The sequence below is a fragment of the uncultured Clostridium sp. genome (genome assembly GCF_900547735.1).
Lineage (GTDB): Bacteria > Bacillota > Clostridia > Lachnospirales > Lachnospiraceae > Otoolea.
On sequence record NZ_URHZ01000027.1, the window covers coordinates 37,030 to 59,844 of the forward strand.

Below are 22,815 nucleotides of genomic sequence, written 5' to 3' on the forward strand. Positions count from 1 at the left end.
ATGGAGATAAACCGTCTGCTCACCCCTTATAACTATAGCAACGGCACGGAGAGCCGGATCAAATACATTGTGATTCATTACGTGGGGGCTACGGGAGGCGCAAAGGCCAATTGCGAATACTATGCAAGTAAGTATATCGGAGCCAGCGCCCATTACTTTGTGGGCTTTTCGGGTGAAATATGGCAGTCGGTGGAGGAACGCAATATTGCCTGGCACTGCGGCGCCAACGCCTATAAGCACCCGCTGTGCCGGAACTCCAACAGCCTGGGGATTGAGCTGTGTGTAAGAACCAAGGGCAGCCAGGCCGCCACCAGCCGTGACTGGTATTTTGAGGATGCCACCGTGCGGTCGGCCATTGCCCTGACAAGACAGCTGATGAAGAAATATAATATCACGCCCGACCGGGTGGTGCGCCACTATGACGTCACAGGAAAAATATGCCCCAACCCATTTGTCTATAACCATACGGACCACACATGGGACGATTTCAAGGCGGCGCTCACAGACAATGAACTCACGCCCGGATGGGAAAAAAATACGGCCGGACAGTACCGCTACGTGGAGGCGGATGGAACCTACGCCGTCAATAAATGGCTGCTAATCAACCATCACTGGTATCTGTTCGGAAAAGACGGGTATATGCTGATTAACTGGCAGAGATGGAACGGAAGCAGCGTAATCGGACCGAATGACCCGGGAGACTGGTATTTCCTCGACAATACGGCCGGAGGGCCTCTGGAGGGGGCGTGCTGGCACACACTCGATAACGGTGCACAGGTGATATGGTACGTAGAATAAGAAATTGACCCGGCAGAATGACAGACGACGGCAGCGGACGGCGGACACGGCGAAAAACGTGGAGGAAATCCGCACAGACAGTAAAATAAAGGAGGCATCCGAAGTCCCGGTGTATCGTTACATCGGAATTTCGAATGTCTCCTTTATTCATTCATGAAGATTAATTCTGTAAGATTAATTCTGAAATCGATCTGCTAAGAGAATCCGGTAAAATTAATTTAGAATATAAACTTCCGCCATCTGAGAACCGAACTGCTTGGTCTGAGCGTGGGAGTCAAAGAAAATATCCACATGTTTTCCCTTGACACCGCCGCCCACATCCTCTGCGGTGTAGACGGTTCCGTTAATCAGAAGCTTGCTGCCAATCGGCACGACTCTCGGATCCACGGCCACCGTGTGGTTGGATACGGCGATTGCGCCGGAACTGGTGTGGCGCCCCCAGCCCTCGGAACAGCTACGGCAGGGGCAGTAGGCCGTCAGGCGGAATGAACCCAGAAGGTGTGCGGATTTTCCGTCGGCCGTTGTCGCGCCCTGTCCTTTTGTATAGTAGACGGAGTCGGTGAATTTCTGGCCGTCCTTATAGGCGGCTGCGGAGTAGGTTCCGTCAGCCAGTCCACTCATATCGACGGAGGCGGTAAAAGCCGGGGTGCTGTCCTCACCGACGCGTGAAACGAGATCGTTTCTGGTAGAGTCCGGTTTTGCCGGTATCTCGCTCACCGTCTCGCCCGTCAGGGCATCCGTGACCTTTAGCACGATATCCGGTGAGGAGAGCGGTGAGGCGGCCTCGTAAGCCCAGCCGGCAATTTGTGTTCCGTTAAAAACATCAACGCTTCCGACAATGGTGCCTGAGGAGGCAAGGGCAGGGGTTGTATAAAGGATGGTGAGACTTATCATCAGTATAATTGACTTGAGAATAAACGTTTTTTTCATAACAGATAAACGCTCCTTTCTGTTACCCGATTACAAAAATTAAAAAACGTAACAAGATTTAACAAAAATGTAATAATTAGGTAACAGTATTGTATTATACACAGTTTCCAGAATTTGTCAAGCCGCGTGAAAAACCGCCCGGGTCCCCGGACGGTTTTTTCGGCAGGAATCAGCCTGTCGGAATATAAATAAAAGCTTGTTTTCAAACACCATATTGTCGATAAAAAAGCGCCCCGCGGCATTGTGCCGTGTGAACGCTTTTTTTATCGACAATAGGAAGGAGCCGGAACGAAGAAGAACCCTTAGAGCGGCAGATTTTTACAGATTAATGAATGGAAATTCCTGCTTTTGACAGCTTTTGCACCGCTCTTTTCTTAGCAGCGGTATTTTTCCCAATAATGCCGTCCTGAATCACAGTCACACAGAAGCCGCGGCTGACCGCCCCCAACGATGTTTTGTAAACACAGGCCGAAGCGTCCAGCCCGACAACGGTGACTGCATTGATCCGGTTGTCGTCTAGGTATCCGGCGAATCTGCGGGAAGAAAAGGCATCCTGTTCATGCTTCACAAAGACCGCATCATCTGCAATCTCTAAATCCGGACAGAGAGAAGCGCCCGTTGTGCCCTGCAGGAGGCGCCCGCCGAATGCGAGAAAACAGAAAGCAGAATCGAGACGGTGGAATTCCTGGCGAACGTACACGATTTTCTGATTTTGCCGCCGGGCGTCCAGTATGATTTGATTGACCTTTTCCACAAATTCTTCTTTTTCAGGATAAATCCCATTCCGGCCGCACATGGCTTCCTGCATGTCCATAACGATTAACGCCTGCCCGGAATTTTGAAAACTCCGTATGGTTTCACCCTTTAGAGGCCGCAGAAAGATAAAAATTCTGATAAGTAAAAGTATTATAAGCGGGTAGGAAATAACCGGCGGAGCCAGAAGGCACAGTGCTGCAAACAGTCCGATTGTGCATACCTGAATTAGAGTGTATGAGCTTTTTTTCATGGAGGCTCCTTTCGCTATCCTTTATTGTGATGTTTCAAAAATGCCTGAAATGCAGTGACAAGCAGTGTTTTCTCTTCCTCTTTTGTAAGGGCAAGGCTGCCGTTATAAGCGAGGCAGGCAAGACCGTGAGTGTAAATCCAAATATGAAACAGCAGTTCCTTTGCGTCTTCAGAATTAAGAGCGCCCTCATCGGCTAAACAATTTACTACAAATGCGGGCAGAACGGATTTCTGTTCATTCAGGCCGGAACGGCGGGGCTGCATTATTGTTTCAAACAGGTGCGGATATTCACGGGCGAAGTGGATGTAGGCGAGTCCATACGTTAAAAACGCCGATTCCTCAGGGGGATATTCTTTCAGGTATTGAGAATGGAAGAGAATGATTTTTTCTACTGCCGCCGTCCGCAGCTCCTCAACGGTCCGGAATTCCCGGAACAATGGGGCAACGGACATACCTAATACGGATGACACGCTTTGGGCGGTGATGGCTGAAAGTCCTTCGTCCTCTGCAACTTTCAATGCGGCGTTTAAAATAGAATCTCGATCTGCTTTCACTTTGGGCGGCATAAAATCACTCCTTTAAATAATGATAGTTATGTAACAAACGTTATTTTACGCTTTTTAAAGAGAGATGTCAAGAGAGAAGCCGTCCGTCCGCCCGCGCATAGAGCGGACGCATAGCGTAATATGACATCTCCGCGCGGGTGCGCATCCTGCCCCGAGGGGGTAATATTGGAGGGGGTAATATTATAGGAACACTTTTCTATGATATTAAAAGAAGCGCCGCGACAAATCACATTGTCACGGCGCTTCTTCCTAATACCAGATAAAAATCAGTTATGTATTACGGTGCTTATTCAGTTGTAATAAAGTCCCTTAGTCTACCGCATACACGTCAACGGTTTTCAGTCCGTAGTCCAGAGCCTGCTGGTGTGTGTCAAAGTAGATGTCAAGTTTGTTGTCGACCACGTTGGTTCCAATGTCCTCCACCGTGTAGACGGTATCTCCAATCATCAGCTTTGTGCCGATAGGATAACGGTTGATGTCTGCCGAGATAGTGTGGTTTGCCGTCGGGACGGTTCCCGAATAGGTCAGCTTGTGGCCTCCCGAGCAGCACTGGGAACAGTTGCAGTATGCAGTCGTCTGGAATTTACCGAGGTAAGCTCCCTTCGTTCCCTTTGCAGATGAAGCCGGAGCCGGAGTACCGTTATCTCCTGCCGGGCCGTTAGATGTTGACTTCACATCGGCCTTTGCCGTTTCTTTCTTACTGTACTGGGGAGAACCGTAAATTCTGTTCTTTCCCGAAGCGGTTTCAACGTATCCTTCTATAATAAAGGATGATCCCTCCAGGCTGTCCCAATTCACAGTGTAAGAAAATGCGTGATTGCCGTTCCCCAGGCTATCTTTTAAATCGCTACGGTATTGGTCTGCTGTCACTCTGGCAAGTTCCTTCGCCTCGGTCGTTCCGTCTGTGTAAACATAGAGAACCACTGATGCACTTTTGTCAGGATTATCGGTATCAACTGCCCATCCGCTTATGACGGAACCGTTAATCGGATCCAGCTCGCCGTTTGAATTGGCGGCGAAAGATGTAAACACACCCATAAGCATACAGACGATGGACAACGCTGCTACGGCAAATCCATGGCGTAATCTTGTTATCATGATTTTCCTCGCAATCCGGTTTGTATTTTGTTTTTCACAAATATTATGATGTATTATTATTATATTACAAAATTATTAAAAGTCAAGATAAACAGCGTTTTGAGGCCGTAAAGGGCTTGATAAAAAGGCTTTTTTAGCATCATTTTGTGACAATATAAAGAACAAATTCTTGGGAGCGGGCGGCCCGTTTTACACTCTATATGGTAGAGAAAATGCGAGTGGAGCATGAAAAAGCCGGGGAAAATAAAAAATGAATAAAATTCAAAAAAATATAGAAAAACGGGTTGACAAAAAGAGGGTGAAGTAATATAGTATCAATTGTAGATGTTAGCACTCTCGCAGGTTGAGTGCTAATAAATGAAAATCCAGACTTCCTTCCGGGAAGATGGAAACTGAGAAAGGATGTATGCAGATGGAACTGGATGAAAGAAAGGTTAAGATATTAAAAGCAATAATCCAGACCTATCTGGAAACGGGGGAGCCGGTTGGTTCCAGGACGATTTCCAAATATTCCGACCTGCAGTTAAGCTCGGCGACCATAAGAAACGAGATGTCGGATCTGGAAGAACTGGGATTCATTGTCCAGCCCCACACTTCGGCGGGCAGGATACCTTCAGACAAGGGCTACAGGTTCTACGTAGACCAGTTGATGAAGGAGAAGGAAAATGAAGTTACTGAGATGCAGGAGCTGGTTATCCAGCGCGTGGACAGAGTGGAGCTTCTGCTGAAGCAGCTTGCGAAGCTTCTGGCGGTGAATACGAACTACGCGACGATGATAAGCGGTCCCCAGTATCATCACACGAAACTTAAATTTATACAGCTTTCCAGGGTGGAAGCAGGAAAACTCCTGATAGTGACGGTTCTGGAGGGCAACATTATTAAGAACTCCATTGTCCGCCTGGACGCTGAACTGAATGACGACGATATTTTAAACCTGAACATTTTGCTGAATAACAGCCTCAACGGGCTGACCATTGAACAGATTAACCTCGATGTCATCAGCAAGATGAAGGAACAGGCCGGAGACAGGCGCCAGGTGGTGGATCTCGTGTTAAATGAGGTTGCCGATGCAATCAGGGCCAACGAGGAGGATCTTCAGATATACACCGAGGGGACGACGAACATTTTCAAGTACCCGGAACTGAGCGACGGCCAGAAGGCCAGCCAGTTAATCAGTACGCTGGAACAGAAGGAACTTCTGAAAAACCTTTTTACGGATTCGGAGGAGGACAGCGGGAAGAACGAAATTCAGGTGTACATCGGCAATGAGACTCCGGTCCAGTCCATGCAGGACTGCAGCGTTGTGACGGCCAATTACGTTCTGGGAGACGGACTCCGCGGAACAATCGGCATCATCGGGCCGAAACGGATGGACTACGAAAAAGTGGTATCTACCCTTCGATCGCTGATGAACCAGTTGGAAGATACTTTTAAAAATGAAGAAAGGTGAGTTGCGAAGTGAGCGAAGAGATGAAAGATATAGAAAAAAATGAAGCCGCAGAAGAAGCAGAAGTAAAAGCGGCCGACGGAAACGGCAGGGAGACGGTGGAAGCCCAGAGCGCCGGAGCACAGGAAGACTGTGAGACGGCGGAGGCGGAAGAGAGCGCCAAAGAAAAGAATACGGAGAAGAAAGGTTTTTTCTCCAAAAAGAAAGACAAGAAGGATGAGCAGATCGAGGATCTGACCGACCGTCTGAAGCGTACAATGGCGGAGTTTGATAATTTCCGTAAGAGAACGGAGAAAGAGAAAGCGGCCATGTACGAAATCGGGGCAAAGGATATTGTGGAACGAATCCTCCCGGTTGTAGACAATTTTGAGAGAGGGCTTGCAGCCATACCGGAGGCGGAGACGAAGTCAGCATTCGCCGAGGGAATGGATATGATATATAAGCAGCTTTTAAAAACACTGGAAGAGGCAGGGGTAAAACCAATCGAAGCCGTAGGCCGGCCGTTTGACCCGAATTTCCACAATGCGGTTATGCACGTGGACGATGAAAACTACGGGGAGAATGAAATCACCGAGGAATTCCAGAAAGGTTATCTCTACCGCGAAAGTGTGGTAAGACACAGCATGGTAAAAGTGGCGAACTAGAGCGTGCTTGAAAAGCAGTTAACTTAAAAGCAATCAGAGTTAAAAAACAGGAAACAGGGTAATAACGGATAATAGTAAATAAAATTTAAAAGACAATTTTCAGGAGGAAAAAAACTATGAGCAAGATTATCGGTATTGACTTAGGTACAACAAATAGCTGTGTAGCAGTAATGGAAGGCGGTAAACCGGTTGTTATCGCCAATACAGAAGGCGTAAGAACAACCCCGTCCGTAGTGGCATTCACAAAGACAGGTGAGAGACTGGTAGGTGAGCCTGCAAAACGTCAGGCGGTTACCAACGCCGAGAAGACAATTTCTTCTATTAAAAGACATGTGGGTACCGACTACAGAGTATCAATCGACGACAAGAAATATACACCGCAGGAAATTTCCGCAATGATTCTCCAGAAGCTGAAAGCAGACGCAGAGGCTTATCTGGGAGAAAAAGTAACCGAAGCAGTTATCACGGTTCCTGCATATTTCAACGATGCCCAGCGCCAGGCAACAAAAGATGCAGGTAAGATCGCCGGTCTGGATGTAAAACGTATCATCAACGAGCCGACGGCGGCAGCCCTGGCATACGGCCTGGACAATGAAAAAGAGCAGAAGATCATGGTATACGACCTGGGCGGCGGTACATTCGATGTTTCCATCATCGAAATCGGCGACGGCGTTATCGAAGTTCTTGCCACCAACGGCGACACACGTCTGGGCGGTGACGACTTTGATAACAGAGTAACACAGTGGCTGATTGACGAATTCAAAAAAACAGAGGGAGTAGACCTGTCGGCAGACAAGATGGCTCTCCAGAGACTGAAAGAAGCTGCCGAGAAGGCGAAAAAAGAACTTTCTTCCGCAACGACAACCAACATCAACCTTCCGTTCATCACAGCTACAAGCGAAGGCCCGAAACATCTTGATATGAACCTGACAAGGGCTAAATTCGATGAACTGACAAGAGATTTAATTGAAAGAACGGCAATCCCGGTACAGAACGCATTAAAAGATGCGGGAATCACGGCATCCGAACTGGGCAAGGTTCTTCTGGTAGGCGGTTCCACACGTATGCTTTCCGCACAGGAGAAGGTAAAACAGCTGACAGGCCATGAGCCGAGCAAGTCATTAAACCCGGATGAGTGTGTTGCCATTGGCGCGGCTATCCAGGGTGGCAAGCTGGCCGGAGACGCAGGCGCAGGGGATATCCTCCTTCTGGATGTAACTCCACTTTCCCTCTCCATCGAGACAATGGGCGGAGTTGCTACAAGACTGATTGAGAGAAATACGACGATTCCTACAAAGAAGAGCCAGATTTTCTCCACGGCAGCCGATAACCAGACCGCGGTAGACATCCATGTAGTACAGGGTGAGAGACAGTTCGCAAAAGACAACAAGACACTGGGAACCTTCCGTCTGGACGGCATTCTTCCGGCAAGAAGAGGCGTTCCGCAGATTGAAGTTACCTTTGATATCGATGCCAACGGTATTGTTAACGTATCTGCAAAAGACCTGGGAACAGGAAAAGAGCAGCATATTACAATTACATCCGGCTCCAACATGTCGGATAACGATATCGACAAAGCTGTAAAAGAAGCAGCCGAGTATGAGGCACAGGATAAGAAGAGAAAAGAGGCAATTGACGCAAGAAATGACGCCGATTCCATGGTATTCCAGACCGAGAAAGCCCTGGAAGAGGTTGGCGACAAGATCGATGCAAACGACAAAGCAGCCGTAGAGGCTGACTTAAATGCCCTGAAAGAAGCTATCAACAAAGCCCCGGTTGATCAGATGACGGATGCTCAGGTGGAAGAAATTAAAGCAGGCAAAGAGAAACTGATGGCAAGTGCACAGGCTCTGTTCACAAAGGTTTACGAGCAGGCACAGGGAGCTGCAGGAGCACAGGGCGGCCCGCAGGCAGGTCCGGACATGGGCGCAGGCGCACCGCATGATGACAATGTAGTTGACGGAGACTTCAAAGAAGTGTAATATAATTTCTGATAAGCTGACAGTAATGATAAAAAACACGTAGCGGGGATTGGGCAGAGCCCAAGCCCCTTTACGGGTGTTTAGGAGAGGAAGACTTGACATGGCAGAGAGTAAGAGAGATTACTATGAAGTCTTAGGCGTGTCCAGGGATGCCGATGACGCAGCCCTTAAGAAAGCATACAGAGCACTGGCTAAAAAATACCATCCTGATGCAAATCCGGGCGATCAGGCTGCGGCAGACAAATTTAAAGAGGCATCGGAGGCCTACAGCGTATTAAGTGATCCGGAGAAAAGAAGACAGTATGACCAGTTTGGCCATGCGGCATTTGACGGAGGGGCAGGCGGAGCCGGCGGCTTCGGTGGATTTGATTTTAACGGCGCGGATATGGGCGATATTTTCGGCGATATCTTCGGCGATTTATTCGGCGGCGGAAGAAGCAGCCGCGGCAGCAGCAACGGCCCGATGCGCGGAGCCAACGTGCGCACCAGCGTGCGCATCACCTTTGAGGAAGCAATTTTCGGCTGTGAAAAAGAGCTGGATTTAAATCTCAAGGAAGTCTGTGACCAGTGTCACGGTACCGGAGCCAAACCGGGAACCCAGCCGCAGACATGTGCAAAATGTAACGGTAAAGGAAAGATCATGTACACGCAGCAGTCCTTCTTCGGACAGATTCAGAATGTCCAGACATGTCCTGACTGCGGCGGAACAGGAAAAATCATTAAAGAGAAATGTCCGGACTGCTACGGCACCGGCTTTGTTACAAAGAGAAAGAAAATCAAAGTTACCATCCCGGCCGGTATTGACAACGGCCAGAGCCTGCGCGACCGCGGCAACGGTGAGCCGGGCCTCAATGGCGGCGAGAGAGGTGATTTGCTGGTAGAAGTAATCGTATCCCCGCATCCGATTTTCAAGCGTCAGGATACAAGCATCTTCTCCACCGTACCGATCTCCTTCGCAAAAGCGGCCTTAGGCGGTCCGATTCGGATCAAGACCGTGGACGGAGAAGTGGAGTACGAGGTAAAATCGGGTACCCAGACAGATACCAAGGTGCGCTTAAAAGGAAAAGGCGTGCCGTCCCTGAGAAACAGAAATATCAGGGGAGATCATTTCGTAACCTTAGTCGTACAGGTTCCGGAGAGAATGAACGAGGCCCAGAAAGAGGCGCTCAAACGGTTCGACGACGCCATGAACGGCGTGACGCCGGATGGGGAGAAGCCGAAGAAAAAAGGGCTGTTTAAATAAGAAAATGTTTTGCTGATTAAGATAGTGGATACTGAGGCAACGGGATCGCGGGCGGAGCGGGGGACAGGAGTCCCTGGCGCGGCTGCGGGCTCCGAGGGCTGCCTCTAAGCCACAGAAAGACGGACAGCACCGGGGTTCCGGACAATTTCGCTTTGAATTCCTGATGAATTCCAAGCTCAGTTGTCCCGTAATCTGCTCCTGATGAGCAAATTACGCCCGGTGCCGTCCGTCTTTCTGCGCCTAAGAGCCACCTCCTCCCACCCAACGCCCCGCCAGGGACTCCTGTCCCCCGCTCCGCAGGAAAGGGATCGACAGTATCCGCCATCGTGACAGCCCAAAATTTTTTATGGGGCGGGGATGGAGTGAGTGAGGGAGTATGATGGCTGCAGTTCCGGGAATTAGTAGGTCAGCTTGATAACCATTTGTTTTTTAGCCTTTTACACCCTATCATGCCATATCCTCAACTCCAACGACGATCCCCCTCCCCCCTATGAAAAAGAGGACAAACAGCGGGAGGCAGGGTGGGGCGGGTGGAAGAATTCCAGTGTTTTTCGTGCGGAGACAAATCGAGGCCTATGGCCGCAGATAGCAGACCGGTATTATACCTGTATGATAGCTGCGGCCATAGGCCTCGATTTGTCGCAGCCAGAAAAATCACGGAATCTTCCTCCCGCCCCGCCCTGCCTCCCGCGTCCGGGTTTTTCATCCCCCCCCCTCCCTTAATAAAATGGTAAACTTTCGTAAGTTGACTTCCTATAATTTCTTCTATACAATTAGACAATGGCTGACACCGTCAAAATTTATTTAACAGTTTTTGGATCAGAGAGGGAGATAAGGTCAGATGGCAGATATGAAAAAGACCGCGGCAGACAGGGAGAATGACGGCCTGAATACAGGTTTCCGGGCTGATGGGTCAATGATGGAGATAGAGGAAGCGCAGGGGGAACTGGTACCCGGCGAAGCTGTGATTGAACAGGATATGGAAGTTGAGGCCGACATGCAGCTTCAGGCAGCCTTGGAAGAGAAGCTGAAGGCTGAGGCGAAACTTCAGGCAGCCCTGGAAGCAAAGAGGGAAGCGGAAGCAGCCCTCCAGGCGGCTCTGGAGGAGAAACGCGAGGCCGAGGCTAAGCTGGAAGCGGATATGAGCATCCCGGACACGGCAAGAAGACCGCGCATGGAGAAAATGCCTGAAAGGGAGGCAATGTTTGAAAGAGAGACAGCGCCTGGAAGAGAGGCAATGCCTGAAAGAGCGGCAGCGTCTGGAAGAGAGACAGAGCCTGAAACAGCGGAAGCGCCCGATACGGTAGAGGTGTCTGATAAAACGGAAGCCGCTGAAACAGCGGAAGTATCTGATAAAACGAAAGCACCAGAAAGAAGAGAATCGCTGAAAACAGCAGATATACCCGACATAGAGGAGACGCCGGAAGCAGCGGCCGGGGAAACGGCTGCCACACTGTACGATGGCGGGGAATACGGCTATCAGGGCGGAGACGGCCACCGGGAGGAACGCACCGGAAGGGGCCGGAGCCGTGCCAGAAGCCGTAAGAAGGGTTCTGAGAAGAAGGGCGCCGATGAGAAACAGCAGACGCCGCCGGAGACGAAACGCTCTTCAAAAACCGAAGCCGGAAAGGCGGAGGCCGCAGTCACCGCGGGAGGCGGAGACGGTAAAAAGGGCGGAAAAGGGAAAAAGACGGCGGTAATCGCAGCCTGTGCCCTGGCCGCAGTGATTCTGGCAGGCGGCGGCATTTATGCCGGCATGGCGCAGAAGTATAAGCGGGTATTTTTCCCGAATACGAAGATCAATGGTCTGGACGCCTCGGGACGCACCGTAGCGGAAGTCAAGGAGATGATTTCCGGCGGTATCAATCATTATATCCTGACGATCGAAGAGCGTGAGGGAAAAGAGGAGCAGATCACAGGGGAGGAAATCGGGCTTCAGTCCAAGTTTGACGGTACGCTGGAGCAGATCGTCACAACACAGAATCCCTATGCCTGGCTGAGCTATCAGCTTAACCCGGCCGAGTATACCATCAGTACGATGATTGAATACGATGAGGAAGCGCTCACTCAGGCGGCGCAGGGACTGGAATGCATGGATCCCGCGATCATAAAGGAACCGGAAAACGCGTCTGTTTCCGATTATATCCCAGGCCAGGGTTACAGTATCATTCCTGAGACGGATGGCACGGTTGTCCTTGAAGATGTCCTGAAAAGCAGCCTGGCCGATTCCATTATCAATTTAAAGGATAGATTGTCACTTGAGGAAGCGGGAGCTTACAAAGAACCTGAGATAAAACAGGATGACGCCACCCTCAAAGAGCGTGTCGACACGATGAACCGTTTCGTGTCAACGACCATTACATATAAATTCGGTGATAAGACAGAGGTGTTAAACGGGGACAGAACCCATGAGTGGCTGATTACGGATGAGGCGGGTAATATCACCGTCGATGCCGCACAGGCGGCGGGATACGTGGCCGAACTGGCTGCGGCTTACAACACTTCGAATAAAGCAAAGAATTTTAAAACCTCCTATGACCAGACGATTCAGGTGAAAGGAGGCACTTACGGCTGGAAGATCAACCAGTCGGAGGAGACAGTAGAGCTGGTCAATCTCTTACAGTCCGGGCAGAGCCAGGAAAGGGAGCCTGTTTATTCCCAAAAAGCCGCCAGCCGGGGAGAGAATGACTACGGCAATACCTATGTGGAGATCAACCTGACCGCCCAGCATCTGTATTTCTATAAGGATGGAAACCTTGTTGTGGATTCCGACTTTGTTTCCGGTAATCTCTCAAAGGGATGGGGAACGCCGGCCGGAACGTATCCGCTTAATTACAAGCAGAGGAATGCCGTCCTGAAAGGTGAGAATTACAGGACGCCGGTTGATTACTGGATGCCGTTTAACGGAGGCATCGGCATGCACGACGCCACATGGCGCGGAACTTTCGGCGGAACCATCTATAAGACGGGCGGATCCCATGGCTGTATCAACCTGCCCCACAGCGTGGCAAAGAAGATCTACGAAAATATATCATCCGGCATTCCGGTTATCTGTTATAATCTGGCCGGAACGGAGAAGGGCACAAGCGCTGTGACCCCGCCGCCGACACAGGCGGTGGTCCCGACGCAGCCGCCTGTGGAAGTCCCGACCGAAGCAGTGCCTGTGACACCGCCTACGGAAGCGCCGACACTGCCTCCGGAGACAATGGCGCCGGCCGGCCCCGGTTCGGATACCGGCAACCACGGCGGAGCCTCGGGCCCCGGTTCTGAAATCGGATAGGGCAGTAAATACGATAGATGCAGCAATGAACATAACGTTTACAGACAAATGATAAAGAAGGTCAAAGATTCATGAAAAATAAGAAAAGCAGGGTAATTGCGGCAGTATTAACTGCCGCAGCGCTGTCGGCGCTTTCAGGATGCGTATCGCCGGACAGCCCGAAAGAAGAGACTACCGCGCTAACGGAGAACGGTCCGGCACCGGAGGAGAGCAGTCCGGCATCAGCGGAAAACCTGCTGCAGCCGGGAGAGGCAGCGGATGTGCCGCAGGAAGTGATGGCGGAGAAACGAAAGCTTCTGGAGGATATGACAAAGGCAGTTGAAAGCCAGTTCCCGGGGGAAAGCTTTTCCGACGTACCGGAGGAAGAGGTGAAAAATGCGGCGTCGAAGTTCTGGAACAGCTACGTTTTTTCCGGTAGAAAGTCGGCGTCGGGATGGGAATATATAGCCGGAGTCAGCCTGATGGAGGAAAATCCTCTAGAAGGGATGAGCTGCCGGAGTGACGGCCCTCCCTCCGAATACGTTACGAGCCAGTTCTTTGACGGCCAGTTTATCCTGATGGAGAAGTCCGGCCGGGACGGCAGTGATCTGTCGGAGCTTTACGATGTGCTGCATACGGGAGAAAAGGGCATCCGTTACATGCTGGATGTGGCAAAACGGGGCAATACGCTCGTTATGCCGCAGGGTACGCCGTTTCTCAGAGTCTATATGGTAAAGGGCACAATCCCCGTCATTGAATACATCGCGGTCACACAGGACGAATATGCCGTACTAAAGGCCGGTACACAGGCCGGTGTGGAAGAGGGAACGGCCGGAACGCTGCTTCTTTGTGAGAGCAGGGAGGATGTGCAGAAACTCTGGACGGATTCCGTTCCCCCTGCTACGCAGGAGATGGTGGAACTTGCCGAAGAACGGTGCGGATACGAAAGCGGCGCGCCGGAACTTTCCTCCTTTGTAAAAGCGGCCCTCTCGATTGATATCCACGGGGAGCTCAGGGAAGAGACGCTGGGCAACAGGGAGGACATCGAGCGGCTGCAGGAGATCCTTCAGAATGTCACCCCGCAGAATGATTTTCTTTCAAGCCCGACGGGAAACTATGCCGGAACGCTGACCCTGACCGGACAGGATGGTACGGTGCAGACCATGCACATCGGCCAGCAGGGGGAAAGCTGCGTCGCCGGCACCTCCTGGTTTGGAACACTTAAGGAGAACAGTCTCGATGCAGTCTGGAAACTGTTCAGCACGATAGACGGCTGGAACCGTTACGGAGATCAGATACGGATCAGGATGAACGACAGCGTCCACACCGAAGAGGATCAGGCCCTTACCTTTACACTGGAAAACGACACGGGAAAGACGATTGATTACATCCTCTCGCCGATTTTCTATAAAAAAGAAGGCGATTCCTGGGTCATGCTGGAGAGTATTGCCGGATTCTGCGGTGTCAGCGACCGCCTGGAAGGGCAGGAAAAAGAGCTGACCGTGCCATGGAAAGGCGCGTTTGAGACGAGAGGGGAAGGCACCTATAAACTGGAAATCCAGGTGGCTCCCGAGGAAGGACTCCGCTTCGCAATTTCGGATACATTTGAAATAAAAAAATAGTTTACATTAAAAAAAGATTGTGCTATACTGAATCGGTATGAAATACGCCGCTGCCCGGTTTTTTGAAGACTCCTGACATAAGCCTGGCACCTGGTGAGAATATTCTAATTTAAGGAGGAAATCACAATGATTTCAAAGGAAAAGAAAGCTGCCATTATCGCAGAATACGGAAGAAAAGCTGGAGACACAGGTTCACCAGAAGTTCAGATCGCTATTTTAACAGCAAGGATCACTGAGCTGACAGAGCATTTAAAGGTTAATCAGAAGGATCATCATTCCAGACGTGGCCTTTTAAAGATGGTTGGACAGAGACGTGGTCTTCTTGATTACTTAAAGAAGACAGATCTGGAAGGATACCGTGCTTTAATTGAAAAATTAGGCATCAGAAAGTAATGACAGAATTTAGGGTGGAGCAATCCACCCTAGTTGTTTATGTGGAAGAACTTATCCGAGACCGCTGATGTGCACACAAAGGAAAAAAATTGTTACTGTTCATAAAGTAAACAGTAAGAAAAATTGCGTGTAGATCAGTAGTTTCGGTATCTTCTGCAAAACAACCGCAATGAATGAAGAGGTTTATTATTTTAGAAAAGGAGATACGAAATGTATAAGAGTTTTTCAATGGAATTAGCCGGACGTACACTGACAGTTGACGTCGGCAGAGTAGCTGCACAGGCAAATGGAGCAGCATTTATGCATTACGGTGAGACAACCGTATTATCAACAGCAACATCCTCCGACAAGCCAAGGGAGGGCATCGATTTCTTCCCTCTGAGCGTAGAGTTTGAGGAGAAATTATATTCCGTAGGCAAGATCCCGGGAGGATTCAATAAGCGTGAGGGTAAGGCATCCGAGAATTCCGTGCTGACATCACGTGTTATCGACCGTCCGATGCGTCCTCTGTTTCCGAAGGATTACAGAAACGACGTAACGCTGAACAACCTGGTTCTGTCCGTAGATCCGGACTGCAGCCCGGAGTACACGGCAATGCTGGGTTCCGCAATTGCAACCTGCATTTCCGACATCCCGTTCGACGGCCCATGTGCAACAACCCAGATTGGAATGATCGACGGCGAACTGATCGTAAACCCGACCAATTTACAGAAGAAGGTTTCCGATATGGCTCTTACGGTGGCTTCCACCAGAGAGAAAGTCATCATGATCGAGGCAGGAGCCAATGAGGTTCCGGAAGACATCATGATCAAGGCTATTTTCAAGGCTCATGAAGTAAACCAGGAAATTATCAAATTTATCGATACAATCGTTGCGGAGTGCGGCAAAGAAAAACACACTTATGAGAGCTGCGCAGTTCCGGCAGAGCTTTTTGAGGCAATCAAAGAGATCGTTCCTCCGGCAGAGATGGAAGAGGCCGTATTTACAGACGAGAAGCAGAAACGTGAGGCTAACATCAAAGCTATCACAGCCCGTCTGGAAGAGGCATTTGCCGACAACGAAGAGTGGCTTGAAGTTCTGGGTGAGGCTGTTTACCAGTACCAGAAGAAGACGGTCCGCAAGATGATTTTAAAAGATCACAAGCGTCCCGACGGCCGTGAACTTACACAGATCCGCCGCCTTGCAGCAGAGATTGACATGCTCCCGAGAGTACACGGTTCCGGTATGTTTACACGTGGACAGACTCAGATTTTAAATATCTGTACTCTGGCTCCTCTTTCCGAGCAGCAGAAGTTAGACGGACTTGATGAGAACGAGAAATTAAAGAGATATATGCACCATTACAACTTCCCGTCCTACTCCGTAGGCGAGACCAAACCGTCCAGAGGACCGGGACGCCGTGAAATCGGCCATGGCGCGCTGGCAGAGAGAGCTCTTCTTCCGGTACTTCCAAGCGAAGAGGAATTCCCATACGCAATCCGTACCGTATCCGAGACGATGGAATCCAACGGTTCCACATCCCAGGCAAGTATCTGTGCTTCCACACTGTCCCTGATGGCGGCAGGCGTTCCGATTAAGGCACCGGTAGCCGGTATTTCCTGCGGACTCGTAACAGGCGATACAGACGACGATTATGTTGTTTTAACCGATATCCAGGGTCTGGAAGATTTCTTCGGCGATATGGACTTTAAGGTAGGCGGTACTCATAAGGGTATCACTGCTATCCAGATGGATATTAAGATCCACGGACTGACACGCCCGATTATCGAGGAAGCCATTGCCAAGACAAGGGAAGCAAGACTTCATATCCTTGACGATGTAATGAAACCTGTCATTGCCGAGCCGAGAAAAGAATTAAGCAAATACGCTCCAAAGATCGAGCAGATTTCCATCGATCCTCAGAAGATTGGCGATGTAGTCGGCAAGCAGGGCAAGGTAATCAACAAGATTATCGAGCAGACCGGCGTAAAGATTGACATTAACGACGAAGGAACCGTTTCCGTTTGCGGTACAGACAAAGAGATGATTGATAAAGCTCTTCATATTATTAAGAGCATTGTCACAGAGATCGAACCTGGCCAGGTTATGAAGGGAACCGTTGTCCGTATCATGAACTTCGGCGCTTTCGTAGAGCTGGCACCGAACAAAGACGGTATGGTCCACATTTCCAAGCTGTCCGATAAGAGAGTCGGAAAAGTGGAAGATGTTGTAAACATCGGCGACGAAGTTACCGTTAAGGTAATTGAAGTTGACAAGATGGGAAGAATCAACCTCAGCATGAAACCGGGCGATCTGGCTCCAAAGGCTGACAAAAAAGAAGATAAAGCGGAATAATTTCCAGGAATAGAAAAGCTGCTGCAGAACGGAACCACCGGGTTTTTGCAGCAGCTTTCTTTAATTCATAGGAAATTACGTCCTATGAATCAAAAATGCTCCGCGAGGATGCACATGCCGCGCAGAGGTAAATGGTTGCAGAAGCAACCGCGCGGCAGCGCAAGAGTTCCGCAAGCGGAACTCTTTGTACTATCACGAAACGACATAATGATGCAGTACCTTTACGGTTACAAAACGACATACACATCACTTGAGACAGGAGAATGACTATGCTGGAAGTACGGGAAATATTTAAACATTATAAAAAGAAACAGATACTGAACGGAATCTCACTGAAAGCAGAGCCGGGACAGTGTATCGGTATCGCGGGCGGAAACGGCTGCGGCAAGACGACGCTTCTGTCCATACTGGCGGGAGTGAACCAGCCGGATAGGGGGAGCATCCTTTTCGACGGCGTGGAAGCGGTGGGAAACAGAAAAGTGTTTGAGAGAAATGCCGCATATGTGCCGCAGGATAACCCGCTGATACCGGAGCTGACGGCGCGGGATAATTACAGGCTGTGGTTTAAAGGGGATAAAAAGGAGATGGAACGCGATCTGGAAGAGGGCGTCGGTAAATTCTTACGTCTCTCGGAATTTCTGGACACACCGGCCGGGAAACTTTCGGGCGGCCAGAAGAAAAGGCTCAGTATCGCCTCCGCGCTTTCCAATCAGGCGTCTCTTCTGATCATGGATGAGCCGGGAGCGGCCCTGGACCTGGGTGCAAAAGAAGAGATACTTACCTATATCCGAAATTATCTGAAACGAGGCGGCACCGTGATACTGACTTCCCATGAGATAGGGGAACTGTCCGTGTGCACGCAGCTTCATGTGATGAAGAGCGGAACTTTGATGCCGGTATCGGAAAAAATATCGGCCGGGGAGCTGGTTGAGCTGTTCTAGAGACAAACACGCTCTAAAACAACGAAAAGCACGCTTCGCGAACTTTTCATTGCCACTCAATAAAAATCTTAAGATTATAGACAAAATCTTACAAAATTTGTACTTCTAGTGGTTCTTTGTTAAAGTTGTGCTATACTTAATGTGTTAATTATTTGAAAAAATAAGAAAAATGGAGGAGAAAAATATGAAATGCCCGCATTGCAACCAGGAAATCAATGATGACAGCCAATTCTGTGTATTTTGTGGAAAATCATTGAATGATACACCGGCAGCAGAACCACAGGCAGAGAATGGTGTTCAGGAAGATACTTCCTGCGAAGAGACCGACGGCCAGGCTACAGCAGAGCCTGCAGCAGACGCAGATAAACAGAATGAAGAAGTAAAGACGGAAGAAACTCCGGCAGAAGAGACGGCCGCACCGGCGGAGACGGCAGAGGCACAGCAGGCTGTCCCGGCAGAGACGGCACAGGCAGGAGCAGCGCCTGCACCGGAAGGCGGAGAGCCGAAGAGCAAGAAAAAATGGATCCTTCCCGTTGCAATTCTGGCTGTAATCGCCATTGCAGCCGGCGTGTTTGCGATGACATCACAGAAGAATCCAAAAGACGTTGTAATTGGAGCGTTCAAGAGCATTGTGGCCGAGGGCCAGACCAATCCGGCCGAAGAAATTTTCGGTTTAACCGCAATGGGAGAGAAGCTGAACAAGGAATCCAGCGAAGTTAATATGGAAATGACCGTGGAAGGCTCTTCCGATGAAACCCTGAATCAGCTTGTATCAGGAAAAATCGGATTTACAACTCTCAATGACGTTGAGAACAATAAGATGTTTGTTGCCATGGGCTTAGGCTATGCCGATATGAACCTGGCAAACCTGGAAATTTACCTGGATCAGAAAGAAATGATCATGGCCATTCCGGAACTGTCTTCCAAGGCATTTTCACTCAATTATGCCGATGATCTGGAAGGACAGGTTGCAAACTCCCCATACGTAGGACCTATCTTAAGTGAAGCCGGTATGGATCTGACGGGTCTTAACAATTACCTTGCAAAATGTACGGAACTGGCATCCGGTGATACGGAATTATTTAATATTCAGGAACTCTGGAAACGTTATAAAGAAGGCAGCAAGGCAATCGATGATCTGAAGGCCGCCATGACGGTGGAGAAAGCAGATAAGAAATCGTTCACCATCGACGGTAAGGAAGTAAACTGTGACGGATATCACACCACGATCACAAAAGACGCCCTGGTTCAGTTTGTCACAACAACAAAAGATTTCTTCCTGAATGATGAGACACTGAAGAATGATTTTATTGAGTATATGAATCTGATGAACGAGCTTCAGGGAACCATGGTCATGATGTCCAATCCTTATGCACAGACAGGCGAGGAGATGCAGCAGCAGCTCTGGACCGAGGCCGAGACACAGCTTGACGCCGTGATTGCACAGTTAAAAGAGTCCATGGGTGATCTCACAATGGATGTATATGTAAGAAAAGACGGCAAGATGGCCGGATTCACCTATGAAACAACCGCAGTGATTGAGGATGAGAATGTTAAGCTTTACGGCGACGTATCATTCGGCGGCGGTTACAGCATGATGTCCAACGTAAACGCAGTGCTCAACATCGAGTCGGATGACGGTGAAGTTGTCACAATTTCCGCAGACAAGACAGGTACATACGAGAAAGATAAAGTATGGGCAGGTACTCTGAAGGGAACCATGGGCAATGGAACAGAGTCCTACGGCTTTGTCTACACAGGCGATTACAATGCGGAGACGAAAGACTACAATATCTCTCTTGATTTCCTGAGTGGAGAAGACAGCCAGATTACAATTACCTCAACCGGTATGTTCACCGATCTGGTAAAGGGAGAGTCCTTCAATCTGGAGATGTCTTCCTTAAAACTGGAATCACCGATGATTACAGGAACAAACGAGTATATTGAACTGTCAGGCAAATATACCGCCGGTCCTCTGGAGCAGACGGTAGAAGCTCCGGCAGGCGACAAGTTTGACATTCTTGCGGCTACCGAGGATGATTACAACAATGTATCCACTGAAATTATGGGCAATGCGTTCAGCCTGATGATGAAATTCTATCAGTAGGCAGGGCAGAGCCACAGGCGGTGAGGGTCCGGTCTTACGGCTTTCACCGCTGTCAATAAGATAAAAGGAACTATATGCGTACATTTTTGACATATTTTAAACTGGAATTGAAGAGGACGTTAAAAAGTATCCCATATTTTCTTGCAGGAGCAATTGTGCTGGTGTTACTGGCTGGCACAATTGCTTTTTCTGCAAGTAAGATGCTGTATGGGGAACAGGCAGTCGGGAAGATTCATGTGGGGGTCGTGGTGCCCGAGAACGACAGGCTGGCATCGATGGCCATGAATATGGTGGCGTCTCTGGACAGTGTGGGGAGTCTCTGCGAATTTGTCTATGTGGACGGTGAGGAAGGAAGTAAGCTTTTAAACCGCGGGGAGATCTTTGCCCTGATGGAACTTCCGCAGGGGCTTTTAGAGGGAATCATGGACGGAAGCAATATTCCGGTTACCATTACGTTTCCGGAGAATGCAGGTCTGGAGGGAGCGATATTCAGGGAGCTGACCGAGGCGGGAACTTCCATCTTAAGCACGGCGCAGGCCGCTATCTATGCGACGGACGATCTTCTGATTAACCATCAGATGGAAAGCTCTATCGGACAGGCGGAGAAAGATTTAAATACAATTTTCATGCGTTATGCACTGGTGAGAGAGGCATATTTCAGGACTGAGAAAGTCAGTGCATCCGGTGATGTGTCAACCGTAGTATTTTACGGCATATCGGCCTCGGTCCTGATCCTTCTGCTGCTGGGAATCCCGGCGGCGCCCATCGTAAGGCCCTATAAGATTTCGGTGGAGCAGAAACTGGCTCTCTGCGGGATTGGAAGAGTAAAAAGGACGGCCGTGCGGACGGCGTCCCTGACCATGCTTCTTCTCCTTGCATCGCTGATTCCGCTGCTTTTCATGCTGAAAAAGGGCTATCTCGGCAGTGCCGTAACGGCATTCTGCGGCTGGTTTTTTGTATGCCTTGCGGCGGCAGGCTGGATTCTGTTTATCTATGAACTGTGCGGGAACACGACGGCGGCGATTCTGCTCTTGTTCTTTTCCACGGCGGTGATGATATTCATTTCTGGCGGAATTATCCCGGCCGTATTTTTACCGGAGGCAGTCGGCAGGCTGGGCAAATGGATGCCCGTTTCCTTCCTGTTTGACGGCGTCAGGTGGATGGTGAACGGCGACGGAATTATGCCGGTTCTAAAACTGATTCTGATGGAAGCGGCAGTATTCGGGTTGTCTGCAGTAGTGAGAAGGAAGGAATATGATTATGAATAAACTTTTTTTATGGTTCCTTCTATCCTGCAAAAGGCAGCTTAAAAAAGCATTTTTCCTGATTCTGCTTCTGGTCCTTCCGGCCGGGATGTGGATGTTCCACCGGGCGGAGGAAAAGAGCTCGGGAAAAATCGCAATTGCACTTTTCACAGACGGGGACGAATGGAATCAGGAGATAGCGGAGACACTGACAGAAGGAGATCATTCCTTTGAATTTTACCAGTGTGAAACACTGAAAGAACTGCAGGACGATGTGGCATCCAAGAAAGCGGAGTGCGGTTATTCATTTCCAGCCGGTTTCAGGGAGCTTCTAAGGGACGGTAAATATAAGCGTTCGGTAAGACTCTATGTATCGCCCTCCACCGTGGCCGACAAGCTTTCCTCGGAGGTGGTATTTGCCGGGCTGTTTGATATTTTCGGAAGAGAGCTTTTAGAAGAGTATGCCCGCACGGGCACTGCATTTGAGACCGCCAGGGCGGAAGGCCGGGGGGACATGGAACCGGAGCTTGTGTGGAAGGAGCTGGAACCTCTTTACGATCAGTACCTGGAAAACGGAAGCACATTTGCATTCGAATACAGGACGGCCGGAGCGGGAGCGATCAGGGAAAATGCGGTAACGGCCGTATTTCCCGTAAGAGGCATCTGCGCAGTTTTCATCTTTGTCATGGGCCTTGCCGCAGCCGTAACGGCCGGTGAGGACGAGACGAGAGGACTGTATTCCTCCATGACGGCAGGCAGAAAAAGAGGCTGCATGCTGGTACAGCTCGCAGCCCCGGTTTTGCTGTCATGCCTTTCCGCTTATGCCTGTCTGGCTCTTTCGGGCAGCCTGCGCACGGCAGGGCGGGAGTTGGTATCGCTTTTCCTGTACGGAATATTGGTGCTGCTCTTTTCCTATCTGCTGCTGGTCATCGTGAAAAGTCCGCTGATCATAGCCGGGCTGATCCCGTTCTTTATCCTAGGCAGCCTGATTGTGTGCCCGGTGTTTGCGGATTTGTCGGTTTTTGTACCGGTATTAGGGGTGTTGAGGCGGTTTTTCCTGCCGTACTATTATCTTATTATGTGAGGATTTAGTTGAGATGCGAGGACGCCTCTGTAAGATGGCGGACGGGGGAGTGGGAGGGTGTGTATGAGTCTTCAGTCCCGGTTTGTAGGGTGTGGTGAGGGGGAATCCAGGAGAAAA

Annotated in this window: 17 protein-coding genes; 13 read left to right on the forward strand and 4 right to left on the reverse strand. The window is 49.8% G+C overall.

Going from position 1 to position 22,815, the window contains the following annotated elements; genetic code table 11:
- Positions 1 to 798: an N-acetylmuramoyl-L-alanine amidase family protein gene (locus QZT18_RS10615; protein WP_227031906.1), complete on the forward strand. Its 798-nt coding sequence runs from the start codon at positions 1 to 3 to the stop codon at positions 796 to 798.
- 213 nt (positions 799 to 1,011) lie between these two features.
- Here the strand turns inward: QZT18_RS10615 and QZT18_RS10620 are convergent, their stop codons facing one another.
- The 4 genes from QZT18_RS10620 to QZT18_RS10635 form a co-directional block, all read right to left on the reverse strand.
- Complete coding sequence (locus QZT18_RS10620) at positions 1,012 to 1,728, reverse strand: 3D domain-containing protein (protein ID WP_294147600.1); 717 nt, start codon at positions 1,726 to 1,728, stop codon at positions 1,012 to 1,014.
- 325 nt (positions 1,729 to 2,053) lie between these two features.
- A complete protein-coding gene (locus QZT18_RS10625; RefSeq protein WP_294147602.1) occupies positions 2,054 to 2,542 on the reverse strand; it encodes a cysteine hydrolase family protein in 489 nt (162 codons plus the stop codon).
- Between the two features lie 206 nt (positions 2,543 to 2,748).
- Positions 2,749 to 3,300 (reverse strand): TetR/AcrR family transcriptional regulator, encoded by a 552-nt coding sequence (locus QZT18_RS10630; protein WP_294147604.1) that lies wholly within the window; start codon positions 3,298 to 3,300, stop codon positions 2,749 to 2,751.
- Between the two features lie 309 nt (positions 3,301 to 3,609).
- On the reverse strand, positions 3,610 to 4,398 hold the full coding sequence (locus QZT18_RS10635) for a 3D domain-containing protein (RefSeq protein WP_294147606.1): 789 nt from the start codon (positions 4,396 to 4,398) through the stop codon (positions 3,610 to 3,612).
- A 406-nt stretch (positions 4,399 to 4,804) separates the two neighbouring features.
- Here QZT18_RS10635 and hrcA point away from each other — a divergent pair, with 406 nt between their 5' ends.
- The 12 genes from hrcA (at position 4,805) to QZT18_RS10695 (ending at position 22,698) form a co-directional block, all read left to right on the forward strand.
- Positions 4,805 to 5,848 (forward strand): heat-inducible transcriptional repressor HrcA, encoded by a 1,044-nt coding sequence (hrcA, locus tag QZT18_RS10640; RefSeq protein ID WP_294147628.1) that lies wholly within the window; start codon positions 4,805 to 4,807, stop codon positions 5,846 to 5,848.
- An 8-nt stretch (positions 5,849 to 5,856) separates the two neighbouring features.
- Positions 5,857 to 6,489, forward strand: coding sequence for a nucleotide exchange factor GrpE (gene grpE, locus QZT18_RS10645; protein WP_366925854.1), 633 nt, complete (start codon positions 5,857 to 5,859; stop codon positions 6,487 to 6,489).
- A 116-nt stretch (positions 6,490 to 6,605) separates the two neighbouring features.
- On the forward strand, positions 6,606 to 8,471 hold the full coding sequence (gene dnaK / locus QZT18_RS10650) for a molecular chaperone DnaK (protein ID WP_294147608.1): 1,866 nt from the start codon (positions 6,606 to 6,608) through the stop codon (positions 8,469 to 8,471).
- A 100-nt stretch (positions 8,472 to 8,571) separates the two neighbouring features.
- Positions 8,572 to 9,714: a molecular chaperone DnaJ gene (gene dnaJ, locus QZT18_RS10655; protein WP_294147611.1), complete on the forward strand. Its 1,143-nt coding sequence runs from the start codon at positions 8,572 to 8,574 to the stop codon at positions 9,712 to 9,714.
- Between the two features lie 841 nt (positions 9,715 to 10,555).
- A complete protein-coding gene (locus QZT18_RS10660) occupies positions 10,556 to 12,994 on the forward strand; it encodes a L,D-transpeptidase family protein (protein WP_294147613.1) in 2,439 nt (812 codons plus the stop codon).
- Positions 12,995 to 13,065: 71 nt separating this feature from the next.
- A complete protein-coding gene (locus QZT18_RS10665; RefSeq protein WP_294147614.1) occupies positions 13,066 to 14,595 on the forward strand; it encodes a hypothetical protein in 1,530 nt (509 codons plus the stop codon).
- A gap of 126 nt (positions 14,596 to 14,721) precedes the next feature.
- Positions 14,722 to 14,988: a 30S ribosomal protein S15 gene (gene rpsO, locus QZT18_RS10670; RefSeq protein ID WP_125140943.1), complete on the forward strand. Its 267-nt coding sequence runs from the start codon at positions 14,722 to 14,724 to the stop codon at positions 14,986 to 14,988.
- A gap of 210 nt (positions 14,989 to 15,198) precedes the next feature.
- On the forward strand, positions 15,199 to 17,322 hold the full coding sequence (locus QZT18_RS10675; RefSeq protein ID WP_294147617.1) for a polyribonucleotide nucleotidyltransferase: 2,124 nt from the start codon (positions 15,199 to 15,201) through the stop codon (positions 17,320 to 17,322).
- 269 nt (positions 17,323 to 17,591) lie between these two features.
- Positions 17,592 to 18,263, forward strand: coding sequence for a heme ABC exporter ATP-binding protein CcmA (gene ccmA, locus QZT18_RS10680; RefSeq protein ID WP_294147620.1), 672 nt, complete (start codon positions 17,592 to 17,594; stop codon positions 18,261 to 18,263).
- A gap of 184 nt (positions 18,264 to 18,447) precedes the next feature.
- Positions 18,448 to 20,370, forward strand: a complete 1,923-nt coding sequence (locus tag QZT18_RS10685) for a zinc ribbon domain-containing protein (RefSeq protein WP_294147621.1) — start codon at positions 18,448 to 18,450, stop codon at positions 20,368 to 20,370.
- A 74-nt stretch (positions 20,371 to 20,444) separates the two neighbouring features.
- Complete coding sequence (locus tag QZT18_RS10690; protein ID WP_294147623.1) at positions 20,445 to 21,638, forward strand: ABC transporter permease; 1,194 nt, start codon at positions 20,445 to 20,447, stop codon at positions 21,636 to 21,638.
- Positions 21,631 to 22,698: an ABC transporter permease gene (locus QZT18_RS10695; RefSeq protein WP_294147625.1), complete on the forward strand. Its 1,068-nt coding sequence runs from the start codon at positions 21,631 to 21,633 to the stop codon at positions 22,696 to 22,698. The genes QZT18_RS10690 and QZT18_RS10695 overlap by 8 nt, the downstream gene beginning before the upstream one ends.
- Positions 22,699 to 22,815 lie beyond the last annotated feature (117 nt).

Coding starts and splice junctions, on each gene's coding strand:
- dnaK (WP_294147608.1), top strand. CDS start 6,606: ATGAGCAAGATTATCGGTATTGACTTAGGTACAACAAATAGCTGTGTA.
- QZT18_RS10695 (WP_294147625.1), top strand. CDS start 21,631: ATGAATAAACTTTTTTTATGGTTCCTTCTATCCTGCAAAAGGCAGCTT.
- dnaJ (WP_294147611.1), top strand. CDS start 8,572: ATGGCAGAGAGTAAGAGAGATTACTATGAAGTCTTAGGCGTGTCCAGG.
- QZT18_RS10660 (WP_294147613.1), top strand. CDS start 10,556: ATGGCAGATATGAAAAAGACCGCGGCAGACAGGGAGAATGACGGCCTG.
- QZT18_RS10690 (WP_294147623.1), top strand. CDS start 20,445: ATGCGTACATTTTTGACATATTTTAAACTGGAATTGAAGAGGACGTTA.
- ccmA (WP_294147620.1), top strand. CDS start 17,592: ATGCTGGAAGTACGGGAAATATTTAAACATTATAAAAAGAAACAGATA.
- QZT18_RS10615 (WP_227031906.1), top strand. CDS start 1: ATGGAGATAAACCGTCTGCTCACCCCTTATAACTATAGCAACGGCACG.
- QZT18_RS10620 (WP_294147600.1), bottom strand. CDS start 1,728: ATGAAAAAAACGTTTATTCTCAAGTCAATTATACTGATGATAAGTCTC.
- rpsO (WP_125140943.1), top strand. CDS start 14,722: ATGATTTCAAAGGAAAAGAAAGCTGCCATTATCGCAGAATACGGAAGA.
- QZT18_RS10625 (WP_294147602.1), bottom strand. CDS start 2,542: ATGGACATGCAGGAAGCCATGTGCGGCCGGAATGGGATTTATCCTGAA.
- hrcA (WP_294147628.1), top strand. CDS start 4,805: ATGCAGATGGAACTGGATGAAAGAAAGGTTAAGATATTAAAAGCAATA.
- QZT18_RS10685 (WP_294147621.1), top strand. CDS start 18,448: ATGAAATGCCCGCATTGCAACCAGGAAATCAATGATGACAGCCAATTC.
- QZT18_RS10675 (WP_294147617.1), top strand. CDS start 15,199: ATGTATAAGAGTTTTTCAATGGAATTAGCCGGACGTACACTGACAGTT.
- QZT18_RS10630 (WP_294147604.1), bottom strand. CDS start 3,300: ATGCCGCCCAAAGTGAAAGCAGATCGAGATTCTATTTTAAACGCCGCA.
- QZT18_RS10665 (WP_294147614.1), top strand. CDS start 13,066: ATGAAAAATAAGAAAAGCAGGGTAATTGCGGCAGTATTAACTGCCGCA.
- QZT18_RS10635 (WP_294147606.1), bottom strand. CDS start 4,398: ATGATAACAAGATTACGCCATGGATTTGCCGTAGCAGCGTTGTCCATC.